Annotated in this window: 10 protein-coding genes and 2 pseudogenes; 8 read left to right on the plus strand and 4 right to left on the minus strand. The window is 72.7% G+C overall.

Going from position 1 to position 12343, the window contains the following annotated elements:
• Window positions 1-224 precede the first annotated feature (224 nt).
• Entirely contained in the window at window positions 225-1757 is a 1533-nt protein-coding gene (locus DFP74_RS19410; protein WP_121183464.1) for a cytochrome P450, read from the plus strand.
• A gap of 160 nt (window positions 1758-1917) precedes the next feature.
• On the opposite strand, the gene DFP74_RS19415 is transcribed toward DFP74_RS19410, so the two are convergent.
• From DFP74_RS19415 to DFP74_RS19425, 3 genes are read right to left on the minus strand one after another with little or no spacing between them, the layout of a single operon-like run.
• Window positions 1918-2559: an LUD domain-containing protein gene (locus tag DFP74_RS19415; RefSeq protein WP_121183466.1), complete on the minus strand. Its 642-nt coding sequence runs from the start codon at window positions 2557-2559 to the stop codon at window positions 1918-1920.
• Entirely contained in the window at window positions 2556-3983 is a 1428-nt protein-coding gene (locus DFP74_RS19420; protein WP_121183468.1) for a lactate utilization protein B, read from the minus strand. Before DFP74_RS19420 ends, DFP74_RS19415 begins: the two co-directional genes overlap by 4 nt.
• Window positions 3980-4720, minus strand: a complete 741-nt coding sequence (locus tag DFP74_RS19425; protein ID WP_121183470.1) for a (Fe-S)-binding protein — start codon at window positions 4718-4720, stop codon at window positions 3980-3982. Before DFP74_RS19425 ends, DFP74_RS19420 begins: the two co-directional genes overlap by 4 nt.
• Before the next feature lie 205 nt (window positions 4721-4925).
• Between DFP74_RS19425 and DFP74_RS19430 the strand changes: the two genes are divergently transcribed.
• Window positions 4926-6128 (plus strand): IS110 family transposase, encoded by a 1203-nt coding sequence (locus tag DFP74_RS19430; protein WP_121181492.1) that lies wholly within the window; start codon window positions 4926-4928, stop codon window positions 6126-6128.
• A gap of 256 nt (window positions 6129-6384) precedes the next feature.
• Entirely contained in the window at window positions 6385-7110 is a 726-nt protein-coding gene (locus DFP74_RS19435; RefSeq protein WP_121183472.1) for a FadR/GntR family transcriptional regulator, read from the plus strand.
• Between the two features lie 21 nt (window positions 7111-7131).
• Here the strand turns inward: DFP74_RS19435 and DFP74_RS19440 are convergent, their stop codons facing one another.
• Window positions 7132-7473 carry a hypothetical protein gene (locus DFP74_RS19440; RefSeq protein ID WP_121183474.1) on the minus strand — a complete coding sequence of 114 codons (342 nt, stop codon included), beginning with the start codon at window positions 7471-7473 and terminating at the stop codon, window positions 7132-7134.
• 163 nt (window positions 7474-7636) lie between these two features.
• Between DFP74_RS19440 and DFP74_RS19445 the strand changes: the two genes are divergently transcribed.
• From DFP74_RS19445 to DFP74_RS34450, 5 genes and pseudogenes are all read left to right on the plus strand, one after another.
• On the plus strand, window positions 7637-8494 hold the full coding sequence (locus tag DFP74_RS19445) for an ion transporter (RefSeq protein ID WP_199725713.1): 858 nt from the start codon (window positions 7637-7639) through the stop codon (window positions 8492-8494).
• A 166-nt stretch (window positions 8495-8660) separates the two neighbouring features.
• On the plus strand, window positions 8661-10343 hold the full coding sequence (gene pgi / locus DFP74_RS19450; protein ID WP_121183476.1) for a glucose-6-phosphate isomerase: 1683 nt from the start codon (window positions 8661-8663) through the stop codon (window positions 10341-10343).
• 168 nt (window positions 10344-10511) lie between these two features.
• Window positions 10512-11018, plus strand: coding sequence for a flavoprotein (locus DFP74_RS19455; protein WP_121183478.1), 507 nt, complete (start codon window positions 10512-10514; stop codon window positions 11016-11018).
• A 303-nt stretch (window positions 11019-11321) separates the two neighbouring features.
• Window positions 11322-11982 (plus strand): annotated as a pseudogene (locus DFP74_RS19460) (ATP-binding cassette domain-containing protein); the annotation flags it as partial.
• Window positions 11983-12251: 269 nt separating this feature from the next.
• Window positions 12252-12341: pseudogene (locus DFP74_RS34450) on the plus strand (hypothetical protein); the annotation flags it as partial.
• Window positions 12342-12343: the final 2 nt, after the last annotated feature.

A 12343-nucleotide genomic window follows, 5' to 3' on the forward strand; every position in this document is an offset into this window, starting at 1 on the left:
AAAAGGACGGGCTTGCGCGCCGCATACCGGGCCCTCCGGCCGCCCGACCTGCGCCGCCGAGGGATCGACTGCGCCCTCGTGGACGGCCTGCGCCCTTTTCCCGTGATGGCCCGGAGTGCAACTCCCTGCCCCACGCGGAAAAGTGCCGCCAACGTCCCGGAAGCATTCCGGAAACATCGACGGCATAGCGTCGCCGGGCATCCCGCAGCCACTGAGGAGTCTCCATGCACCAGGGAACCGACGCCACCGGCCGAGGCGGCGACGACGACCCTCGGACGACCGAGGGCCCGCGGTGCCCGGTCCGCCACGGCGAACCCTTCCCCCTGCACGGCCGCGCCGGAGCCGAGATCCCCTGGGCGCGACTGCGCGACACCCACGGCGGGCTCGCCCCGGTCGAGATCAGCCCCGGCGTTCCCGGCTGGCTCCTGCTCGGCTACAAGGAGAACCTCCAGGTCCTGCGCGACCAGACCTACTTCTCCGCCGACCCGCGCCCCTGGAGCCCCGACGGCCGTGTCCCGGCACGCAGCGCAGCCCTGCCCCACGACGGCGCGGAGCACCAGCGCCTGCGTGTGCCCATCGTCGACGCCCTGGCGCAGGTGGGCACCGCCCAGCTGGTGCCGGTGGTCGAACGCGCCGCCGTCCGCCTGGTCGGTGCGGTCCACGCCGAGGGCCGCGCCGACCTCATCGGCCGGTTCGCGGCCCCGCTGCCCGCGCTCGTGCTCAACGAGCTCTTCGGGCTGCCCGACTCCTACGGGAACCTGCTGGCCGACCTGACCGCACGGCTGTGGAGCGAGGACCCCGAGATCGCCGGACCCGCGGCCCCGGCGCTGCGCGCCTACTTCACGGGACTGGTCGCCCGTAAGCGCGCCGAACCGGGCCAGGACCTCACCAGCCACCTCCTGGAGCACCCGCACACCCTCACCGACGACGAGGCGGTGGAGGCGCTGACGCTGCTGTGGGAGACCGGGCACGAGCCCACCACGCACCTCATCGGCAACTCCCTGCTCAGGCTTCTGGAGGATCCGGGGGTGTGGACCGCCTACCTCGGCGGCACCCTCACCCCCGAGGACTTCGTCGACTACGTCATGTGGACCGACGCCCCGATCCGGATGCTGGCCGGGCGCTACTCCACCATGGACCTCCGCTTCGCCGGGGCCCGGATCGGCCGGGGCGAGCCGATGCTCTTCGGGCTCTCGGCCGCGCACGCCGACCGGTCCGCCGTCCGCGGCGGCGATGACGCCGGCGCGCTGGCGGGCAACCGCTCCCACCTGGCGTGGGGCGCCGGAGCCCACCGCTGCCCCGCCTCCGCCTTCGCCCGTGAACTGGTGCGCACCGCCATCGACATCGCCGTCGACCGCCTGCGCGGCATGGTCCTGGCCGTGGAGGCCGAGGACCTGCGCCGGCGCGGATCGATGGCGGTCAACGGGCTGGAGGAGCTGCCGGTGTGGTTCACCGCGACGGGGGAGAAGGCCGAGCAGGCGGCCGAGCCCGCCCCGGAGGAGCCGCGGACGCGCTGGGTCCGGCGCAGGCGCAAGCCGTCGTCGAGGGGCGCCCGCTACCAGGCACCGCTGGCCAAGGCCGCGCAGGACGAACCATCGCCCGTGCGCAGCGCCAGGGTGGCACCGGCCGTGAAGAAGAAGGCCCCGCCCGCACTGGGCGCGCGCTATCAGGCGCCCTTCGCGCGGCAGGAGCCCGAACCCGAACCCGACCCCTTGGAGCGGCTGCTGAGCAGCTGGACGGCCCGGAACCGCTCCTGACCGGCACCCTTCCGCCCCAGGGCGCCGCCGTGTGCTCGTCAAGGCCTGTGGCGGGCCGCTGGCCGACGAGTGGTCCGACCACTCCCTGGTCGAGGAGGAGAGGGCGCACCGCGGTCGCTCACCCGGGACGGGCGCCTGATGTACCGGATCTCCGTCCCGCTCAGGCCGGGTCCACCAGCAGGACCTCCAGGGTCCGCGGGCCGTGCACGCCCTCGACCCTGTTGAGCTCGATGTCGCTGGTGGCCGACGGCCCGCTGATCCAGGTGAGCGGCTGGGCCGGGTCCAGCTGCCGCACCGCCTCGGGGACACCGTCCACGACCTGCTCCGCCCGCACCACGCACAGGTGGTAGTCCGGCACCAGCGTGATGGCCCGCCGCCCCTGGTCCGGGCCGCCGTCGAGGACGATCGTGCCCGTCTCGGCGATCGCGACCGCGCACGCGGTGACGACCCCGTCGACGCGGTCCAGCTCCCGCAGCTCCAGCGGCCGGTCACGGCTGTCGGGCCTGCGCTCGGCCCCCGTGCGGGCGAACCAGTCCGCGTCGATGCCGTCGGGCACCGCGACGGCCTTGGCCCCGCGCCGCTCCAGCGCGTCGGCGACCTCCTGGGCCAGCCGGTCCGCGGGCACGCGCCGCACCAGTGCCTTGTAGTCGCGCAGCCGGTCCTCCAGGACCTCCAGCGCGTCGCCCATACCGTGGCTGTCGGCGTAGGGGCGCTCCACCGGCCGGACCACCGGCTCGTCGGCCGGGACGTCGGTCAGGGCGGCCCGGACCCGGGCCAGTACGCGCTCGCGTGAGGTGCTCAACTCTGCCCCTTCTCGTGCTTGTTCCACCACTGGCGGAAGGACTCGGCCGGAACGTCGGGCAGGTCGCGGGTGTCGGTCCAGGCGCCCGCCATGCCCGGCAGGTGGCGCGGCACCAGGTTCCTGGCCGCGCCGGCGGCGCGTTGGGCCGCGTCGAGCGCGCGGGAGGAGCCGAAGACGGCCTCGGCGCCCTTCATCATCGCCTTCTCGCCCAGGTGGCCCGGGCCGGCGGCGACCTCCTCGCGCAGGTGGACCAGCACCTCGGGGATGTCGATGGCCACGGGACAGACCTCGTAGCAGGCCCCGCACAGCGACGACGCGTACGGCAGCGCCTCGTCCACCTCCGAGGACATCCCGCGCAGCTGGGGCGTGAGGATCGCGCCGATCGGCCCCGGGTAGACCGAGCCGTAGGCGTGCCCGCCCGTGCGCTCGTAGACCGGGCAGGTGTTCAGGCACGCCGAGCAGCGGATGCAGCGCAGCGCCTGGCGGCCCACGGTGTCGGCCAGGACGTCGGTGCGGCCGTTGTCCAGCAGGACCAGGTGGAACTCCTGCGGGCCGTCGCCGGGCGTCACCCCGGTCCAGGTGGAGGTGTAGGGGTTCATGCGCTCGCCGGTGGAGGAGCGCGGCAGCGTCTGCATGAACACCTCCAGGTCCGCCCAGGTCGGCACGATCTTCTCGATCCCGACCACGGAGATCAGCGTCTCGGGCAGGGTCAGGCACATGCGGCCGTTGCCCTCCGACTCCAGGACCACCAGCGTGCCCGAGTCGGCGACCGCGAAGTTGGCGCCCGAGATGGCCGTGCGGGTGCGCAGGAAGCGCTCGCGCAGGTGGACCCGGGCCGCCTCGGCCAGCGCCCGGGGGTCGTCGGTGAGCCCCGCGGGGGCGGGCACGCCCCACTCGGCCATCTGGTCCAGGAAGATCTCCCGGATCTGGGACCGGCCCAGGTGGATGGCGGGGACGAGGATGTGCGAGGGCAGGTCGTCGCCCAGCTGCACGATCAGCTCGGCCAGGTCGGTCTCATAAGCGGTGATCCCGGCCTCGGCCAGGGCGTTGTTGAGCTCGATCTCCTGGGTGGCCATCGACTTGACCTTGACCACGTCGGTCTCGCCGGTGGCCTGGACCAGGCGGGTGACGATCGCGTTGGCCTCCGCGGCGTCGGCGGCCCAGTGCACGTGGCCGCCCGCGCGCTCGACCGAGGCCTCCAGCTGCTCCAGGTAGTGGTCGAGGTGGCGCAGGGTGTGGTTCTTGATCGCCGCGCCCTCGGAGCGCAGGCGCTCCCAGTCGTCCTCCAGCTCCGTGACGACGGACGCGCGCTTGTCGCGGATGGTGTGGGTGGCCTTGCGCAGGTTGTGCCGCAGCCGGGAGTCGTTGACCGCCTCGTGGGCGGCCTCGGGGAAGGGCGGGATGCCCAGGAACGTCGCGCTCATCGGAGGGCGCCCTCCTTCTCGGTACTGGCCAGGATCTCGGCGATGTGCGCCACCCGCAGGCCCGACCGCTGTCGGGACAGGGTGCCGCCGATGTGCATGAGGCAGGAGTTGTCGACCGCGCACAGCACCTCGGCGCCGGACTCGACCGCGTGGCGCGCCTTGTCGGCGCCCATCGCGGAGGAGACGTCGCCGTTCTTGACCGCGAACGTGCCGCCGAACCCGCAGCACTCGGTGGCGCCGGCGAGTTCGACCAGCTCCAGTCCGCGCACGGCGCGCAGCAGCTGGTAGGGCCGGTCGCCCAGGCCGAGCATGCGCAGGCCGTGGCAGGTGGGGTGGTAGGCGACCTTGTGCGGGTAGTAGGCGCCCACGTCGGTCACGCCGAGCACGTCCACGAGCAGCTCGGTGAGGTCGTACACGCGCGGCGCCAGGCCGGCGACCTTGCGGGACAGGCGGCTGCCGCTGCCGCCCAGGCGCGGGTAGTTGTCGCGGATCATCGCCGCGCACGAGCCGGAGGGCACGACCACCGCGTCGGCGTCCTCGAAGGTGCGCACGAACCGCACGGCGAGTGTGGCCGCCGGCCGCCGGTAGCCGGTGTTGTAGTGCATCTGGCCGCAACAGGTCTGCCCCTCGGGGAAGACGACCTCGTGGCCCAGCCGCTCCAGGAGGCGGACCACGTGCCTGCCGGTCTCGGGGAAGAGCGTGTCGTTGACACAGGTGATGAACAGCGCGATGCGCATGGGCCTCCGTAAGTTGGTAGGCGGCCCGGGAGGGCCGGATGTGGCTGATGGGTCTCTGTCTTCAGTGACTTCGAAGGAGTGGCCGTCCGACCCTCCGGGGCGCTCCGGTCGCTGATTGAGATCTGCGCACGAGTCGCTGTTTACGGAGATGACGACGGGGTGTTCCACGGGCCGGCGACATGACGTCGAACGCCTGGAGGAGCGAATGGAACCCTCGCGTCAACGCATCTGGGTCGGTATCGACGCGGGCAAGGCCCACCACTGGGCCACCGCAGTCGATGAGTCCGGCACCACCCTGTGGTCGAAGAAGATCGCCAACGACGAAGGCGCGATCCTGGACGCCCTGGCCGAGCTCCTGGTCCTGGCCGACGAGATCGTCTGGGGCATCGACATCTGCGGCACCGCCTCGGCGCTGCTGCTGGCCCTGCTGGCCGCCCACGGCCAACAACCCCTGTACGTGCCCGGACGCACCGTCAACCGGATGGCCGGCGCCTACCGGGGCGAGGCCAAGACTGACGCCCGCGACGCCTACGTCATCGCCGAAACGGTGCGCCACCGCACCGACTTCGCCCCCATCGACGTGCCCGCCGAGACCGTGCGTGCCCTGGCCGTGCTGACCGCCTACCGCAACGACCTGGTCGCTGACCGAACCCGGCAGGTCAACCGGCTGCGGGACGCCTTGTGCTCGATCTTTCCCGCCCTGGAGCGCGCCTTCGACTACTCCCGCGCCAAGGGGCCGCTGGTGCTGCTCACCGGCTTCCAGACCCCGCGCGCTCTGCGCAGGATCGGCCGGGCCCGGCTGGAGACCTGGCTGCGCAAGAGAGGGGTCCGCAGCGCCGAGTCGATCGCCGACAAGGCGATGGAAGCGGCCGCCTCCCAGCGCGCCCGAGTGTCCGGCGAAGCCGTGACCGCGTCGATCGTGGCGGACCTGGCCCGCCAGATCCTGGACCTGGACGAGCGGCTCACCGGCACCGAGAAGCAGGTCCGCGAAACGTTCCGGGAGCTGGACGCCGCGAAGATCATCGAGTCGGTGCCCGGGTTCGGTCCCGTCCTGGGCGCGGAGTTCATCGCCGCGGCCGGGAACCTGACCGGCTACCGGGATGCCGGGCACCTGGCGTCGGCGGCCGGGTTGGTCCCGGTTCCCCGGGACTCGGGGCGCAGGAGTGGGAACCTGCACCGGCCAAAACGGTACAACCGGGCTTTGCGCAGGGTGTTCTTCATGTCCGCTCTCTCGGCGCTCAAGGTCGAGGGGCCCAGCCGGGAGTTCTACCAGAAGAAGCGGGGCGAGGGCCTCAAACACGTCCAGGCGGTCATCGCCTTGGCCAGACGGCGAGTGGGTGTGCTGTGGGCGCTGCTGCGAGACGGGAGGAAGTTCACCCCCGCTCCACCGCTCCCGCTGGCGGCTTGACACCTTCATTGAGACTCCTTCGTGCACCCGCCGCCGCGGGTCGGCGACCATGATCGGCCCGCTCGGGGCAGCGGGGTGTTCGACGCGCCGCGAAGCACCCGCGCCACGCCAAGTGGTCGGACCACTTTGACATGTTCAGCGGGGTTTCGGCAAGAACGCAGCAAAAAGCGCCGGAAAATCCACGACTCAGCAGGATTGGTATGATGTCTTGGGGTGGTGGTCACCACCCAGGCCACCCGAACACCAGGAGCCACGCGTGCGCGAACCCGACGGCGAACGGACCTCCGTCACCCAGCGGGCCGTCGAGAGCGTCAAGGCGATGATCGCCGCGGGCGAGGTCGGCCCGGGGGAGCGCCTGCCCACCGAACGCGACCTGTCCGCCCGCCTGGGCGTCTCCCGCAGCTCCATGCGCGAGGCCATCCGCGCCCTGACCACCCTGGGGGTCCTGGAGGCCCGCCACGGCGCCGGCGTCTACGTCACCGCGCTGCGCCCCGCCGACCTGCTGGAGACCTTCTCCGTCCTGGCCGAGGTCTCCCAGGGCCGGACCCTGCTGGAGGTCCTCCAGGTCCGCCGGATGCTCGAACCCGCCGCGACCGCCCTGGCCGCCGCGCGCGCCGACGACGCCCAGCTCGAACGCGTGGGCGCCCTGCTGGAGCGGATGGACGGGCAGGACGGGGAACCGGACACCTTCTGCGCCGACACCGTCTCCGCCGACCTCGGCTTCCACCAGGCCATCGTCGAGAGCACCGGCAACGCGACCCTGGCGGCGATCAACGAGGGCCTGTCCTCCCGGACCTTCAACGCCCGCGTGTGGGCCGGACACCGCGAGGCCGGGCTGACCGCCAAGCTGCGCGAGGACCACGTCCTCATCCACGAGGCCCTGGTCGCCCGCGACCCCGACGCGGCCCGGGCCGCCGCCACCACGCACGTCATGCGCGTGGAGCGCTGGCTCGGCGCCGACCTGGCGCGCCAGAGCCCCTGACCGGTCGGCCCGCTCAGGGGGTCAGGGCTCCCCGCGCCGGCGGACGCGGTCGGCGAAGTCCTCGGCCCGCAGCAGCCGCGCCAGCTCCTCGCGGCGGGTCACCACCGCGCCGTTCTCCTCGCCCTCGCGCGCCATCTCCGGGTCCTCGGCGGCCTCGGGGTCCTCCTGGGCGAGCTCCGCAGCGATGCCCAGGGCGTCGTGGTCCTCGATCTCGTCGATCCGGTGGTCGTCCGGGTAGTCCAGCAGGTAGCCCGCCACGGCCGTGTCCTGGTCGGCGGCGCCCGCGTCCACGACCGCGTCGACGTCGTCGATGTCGGCGGTCACGTCCGGGTCCCTCTCGAAGTCTTCGGTGCGCTCCGTCACCGGCGACCCCCTCACGCTCGGTTCCTCCTTCGATCATGCCTGGTCAGGGCGAGCGACGCCAGTAGGGGGTCATCGGACCGGCATTGTGGGCGAAAAGCGGCCCCTCGCCCGGCGGTACGCTTTTGCGTCATCTCCCGATTCCCCGAACGGAGCCCCCTCACCCGTGACCGTGCGCGACCGGGTCCGGACCATCGTCGACGCCTCCTGGTTCCAGGCCCTAATCATCACCCTGATCCTCGTCAACGCCCTCATCCTGGGGGTGGAGACCTCACCCCGCGTGATGGCCGTCCACGGCGACCTGCTCCACCGCGTGGACGTGACCATCCTGGGCGTGTTCGTGCTGGAGCTCCTGCTGCGGCTGTACGCCCACCGGGGGAGCTTCCTGCGCGATCCGTGGAGCTGGTTCGACGTCGTGATCGTGAGCGTGGCCCTGCTCCCCACCTCCGGCCCCTTCGCCGTCCTGCGCGTGCTGCGGGTGCTCAGGGTCCTGCGCCTGCTGTCGGTCATCCCGACCCTGCGCCACGTCGTCTCGGGCCTGTTCCGGGCCATGCCCGGCATGGTCTCGATCCTGTTCCTGGTGATGCTGCTGCTCTACGTGTCCGGGGTGATGGCCACCCAGCTCTTCCGCGACGTGTCCCCGGAGTACTTCGGCGACCTGCCCACGGCCCTGTTCTCTCTCTTCCAGGTCTCCACGGGCGACAGCTGGGCGTCGATCGCCCACACCGTCATGGAGGACAAGCCCCTGGCGTGGATCTTCTTCGTCCTGTTCATCCTGGTGTCGACCTTCGTGGCGCTCAACCTCTTCATCGCGGTCGCCGTGGAGGCGCTCGAACAGGACTCCGGCGGCCGCGGCGGCGGCGAGGGCGGAGCCGCCGGCACCTCCGAGGCCGGCCCCGACGGCGGCCCCGCGCACGGACAGGAGCTCATCCTCGCCGAGCTGCGCGCCCTGCGCGCCGAGGTGGCGGACCTGCGCCGCGAACGGGACCGGGAGCGGGCGGGCACCGGCTCGCACGGCGGCTGAGCCGCCAAGACCGGGCGCGGGCGCGCGCCCGCTGCCGCACGGCCCCGCCCGGTGCGCGCTCCCGCTCGGCCCTGCTCGGAACAGCCATGGGCGGGGGCGTCTGTGGAAGGGTAGGAGCCACAGCAGTACGGCGGGCGCGGCCCGCAAGGACGACGAGGAGCGACGGATGTCTGGCAGTACCACCACCTCCCGCGCCGACGACACCGCGGGACCCACCCCCCTGGACCAGAGGGGCGAGTGGACGGCGCTGGGCAAGCACCGCGCCCAGCTGGGCTCCACCCACCTGCGCGACCTGTTCGACGAGGACCCCGGGCGCGCGGACCGGTACACGGTACAGGTCGGCGACCTGTACGCCGACTACTCCAAGAACCTGGTCACCGACGAGACCCTGCGCCTGCTCACCGACCTGGCCCGGGCCTGCGGCGTGGCCGAGCTGCGCGACGCCATGCTGGGCGGGGAGCACATCAACGTCACCGAGGACCGCGCCGTCCTGCACACCGCGCTGCGCGCGCCCCGCACGGCGGTCATCACCACCGACGGACACGACGTCGTCCCCGAGGTGCACGAGGTCCTGGACCGGATGAGCGCCTTCGCCGAGCAGGTGCGCTCGCGCGGCTGGCTCGGCCACACCGGCCGACCGGTGCGGCGGATCGTCAACATCGGCATCGGCGGCTCCGACCTGGGCCCCGCCATGGCCTACGAGGCCCTGCGCCCCTACACCGACCGCGGCCTGGAGTTCCGGTTCGTCTCCAACGTCGACGGCGGCGACATGCACGAGGCCCTCGTGGACGCCGATCCCGAGACGACCCTGTTCATCGTCGCCTCCAAGACCTTCACCACGATCGAGACCATCACCAACGCCTCGGTCGCCCGCTCCTGGCTGCTGGACCGGCTCGGCGGCGACGAGGCCGCCATCGCCCGGCACTTCGTGGCGGTGTCCACCAACGCCGACGAGGTCGCCCGGTTCGGCATCGACACGGCGAACATGTTCGGCTTCTGGGACTGGGTGGGCGGCCGCTACTCCTACGACTCCGCCATCGGCCTCTCGCTCATGGTCGCCCTGGGCCCCGACCGCTTCCGGGAGATGCTCGCCGGCTTCCACCTGATGGACGAGCACTTCGCCACCGCGCCGCCCGAGCGCAACCTGCCCTTCCTGCTCGGCCTGCTCGGCGTGTGGTACGGCGGGTTCTTCGACGCCCAGAGCCACGCGGTGCTGCCCTACAGCCACCACATGTCGAAGTTCACCGCCTACCTCCAGCAGCTCGACATGGAGTCCAACGGCAAGTCCACCCAGCGCGACGGCCGCCCCGTCACCTGGCAGACCGGACCCGTGGTGTGGGGCACGCCCGGCACCAACGGCCAGCACGCCTACTTCCAGCTGCTGCACCAGGGCACGCGGTTCGTCCCGGCCGACCTGATCGGGTTCGCCGCCCCCGTCCCCGGCCTGCCCGACGCGCTCGCGCCCCAGCACGACCTGCTGATGGCCAACCTGTTCGCGCAGGGGCAGGCGCTGGCCTTCGGCCGGACCGCGGAAGAGGTCGCCGCGGAGGGCGTGGCCGCCGAGCTCGTGCCGCACCGCACCTTCGCGGGCAACCGGCCGACCACCACCGTCCTGGCCGACCGGCTCAGCCCCTCCGTGCTCGGCCAGCTGGTGGCGCTGTACGAGCACAAGGTGTTCGTCCAGGGCGCGGTGTGGAACATCAACTCCTTCGATCAGTGGGGCGTGCAGCTCGGCAAGGTCCTGGCCAAGCGGGTCGAGCCCGCGCTGACCGAGGGCGCCGACGTGCCCGGACTGGACGCCTCCACCTCCGCGCTGGTCCGGCGCTACCGCGCCCAGCGGGGGCGCTGACGCGCCGATCGTCCACGGCCGGGCCGGCGGGCGAGCGCGGCCCGGCCCACCGGGGCCTGTGGCCGGGCTCGCCCGCCGGGGGCCTCGCGGCTTCCTCAGGACCGCCCCGGGGCCCGGATCCGAGGGGGCTCGTGGCGCGCACGCGTCTGGGACGGACAGACTGTTCGCATGGGAACTCTCTACCTCACGCTCTCCGGCGCGGCCACGACGCCGGAGGAGACCGCCCCCGACCTGGTCCGCCTGCTCCAGGCGCAGGGGTGGCGGGTCACCGTTCTGTGCACGCCGACGGGCACCCGCTTCCACGACCTCGACGCGCTGGAGGAGCTGACGGGGGAGCCGGTCCGCGTGGACTTCCGCCGTCCCGGCACCGGCGCGTCCCTGCCCCGTCCGGACGCGGTCCTGGCCTGCCCGTGGTCGTTCAACAGCTCGAACAAGACGGCCCTGGGGCTCGCGGACACGTTCGCCGTCGCGCTCGTGTGCGAGATGATCGGGCGCGGCGTCCCCACGCTCATCGTCCCCAAGGCCGGTGACGGCCTCGCCGGCCATCCCGCCTGGGACCGCCACCTGCGCCTGCTCGAGGAGATCTCCCACGTCACCCTCCTGCGCGGCCGCGCGCACGGCCTGCCGGGGTGGCGGCGCGTGGTCGACGCCCTCGCCAGGGCCTGTGCGCCCTGACCCGGGCCCCGGAGCGCCCGGGGTCCGCGGCACGCGGGAAAACGCCTTGCGGATCCGGGCCGGGTCGGATTAGCCTGGTGCCCAACATGCGTAGCTGACATCGAGACCCACCGCCGAGCGCGCGGAGCTCGCCTTTCGACAGGCTGGAGCGCACACCCCGCTCGGCGCTTCCACGTCCCAACCCGTGGTGCGGTCTCGGTGTCGGCGACGCACGTCGCTCTCCGGACCCGCCGCCGCGGCGTGCGTTCGGGCGCATCGAGGCCCACCCCAGACGAAGGGTGGCTTCCTCCTTTGACTTTCCACACGACCCCGCCGACCACGGCGCACGGCTCTCCGCTGCTCAGCGCGCGCGATCTGGCCAAGGCCTACGGCGCCCGCGTGGTCCTGGACGGCGTCTGCCTGGAGGCCGCGCCCGGCCAGCGGATCGGCCTGGTGGGGGAGAACGGCTCCGGCAAGTCGACCCTGCTGCGCCTGCTGGGCGGGCAGGAGGAACCCGACGCCGGGAGCGTGGTCCGGCCGCCGGACACCGGCTTCCTGCACCAGGAGCTGCCGCACGCCCCCGAGACCACGCTGGGGGAGGTCCTCGACGAGGCGCTCGCGCCCAGCCGTGAGGTGGAGCGGCGCCTGACCGCGGCCGCCGCCGCGCTGGACGCCTCGCCCGAGGATCCCGAGGTGCTCGCCGCCTACGGCGAGGTCCTCACCGAGGCCGAACGCCTGGAGGTGTGGGACGCCGAACGCCGCGCCGAACTCGTCGTGGCGGGCCTGGGCCTGGCACCGGTCGGCGCCGACCGCCCCGTGGGGCGCATGTCCGGCGGGGCTGGCACTGGCGATGCTCGTGGGCAGGGCGCCGGACGTGCTGCTGCTGGACGAGCCGACCAACCACCTGTCCCTGGCCCTGGCCGAGGAACTGGAGGAGGCGCTGGGCACGGCGCCCGGCGCGGTGGTGGTCGCCTCGCACGACCGGTGGCTGCGCCGGCGGTGGCCGTGGGAGGAGCTGCGCCTGGACGGGGGCCGCCCCGTGGACCATATGGAATCTACGACGTAAAGGTGGCTGTTCGAAGTCATCGTTCGAGCCACTGAGTAGGCGCCAGGGCACCGGAGGCGGGAAAGCCCCCGCGCGGCTTGCTTGGGTTCTAGCGGTGGTCGCAACACCCTGACTTTGGGGAGGTTGCGGCCACCGTGTCGTTTTCGAAGAAGGAACTGGCTCGTCTGCGAACACAGTTCCTCGAGCAGATGGCCGAGATCGGTAGCGTCACCGAGGTCGCACGCCGCCTCGGGGTGAACCGCAACACCGCGTTCTCCTGGGCCAGGAAAGCCGGGCTGCG

Source organism: Nocardiopsis sp. Huas11, assembly GCF_003634495.1.
Classification (GTDB): Bacteria; Actinomycetota; Actinomycetes; order Streptosporangiales; family Streptosporangiaceae; genus Nocardiopsis.

Bases quoted from the DNA above. Each gene is read 5' to 3' on its own strand.
- DFP74_RS19410 (WP_121183464.1), top strand. From the start codon at position 225: ATGCACCAGGGAACCGACGCCACCGGCCGAGGCGGCGACGACGACCCT.
- DFP74_RS19420 (WP_121183468.1), bottom strand. From the start codon at position 3,983: ATGAGCGCGACGTTCCTGGGCATCCCGCCCTTCCCCGAGGCCGCCCAC.
- DFP74_RS19425 (WP_121183470.1), bottom strand. From the start codon at position 4,720: ATGCGCATCGCGCTGTTCATCACCTGTGTCAACGACACGCTCTTCCCC.
- DFP74_RS19430 (WP_121181492.1), top strand. From the start codon at position 4,926: ATGGAACCCTCGCGTCAACGCATCTGGGTCGGTATCGACGCGGGCAAG.
- pgi (WP_121183476.1), top strand. From the start codon at position 8,661: ATGTCTGGCAGTACCACCACCTCCCGCGCCGACGACACCGCGGGACCC.
- DFP74_RS19455 (WP_121183478.1), top strand. From the start codon at position 10,512: ATGGGAACTCTCTACCTCACGCTCTCCGGCGCGGCCACGACGCCGGAG.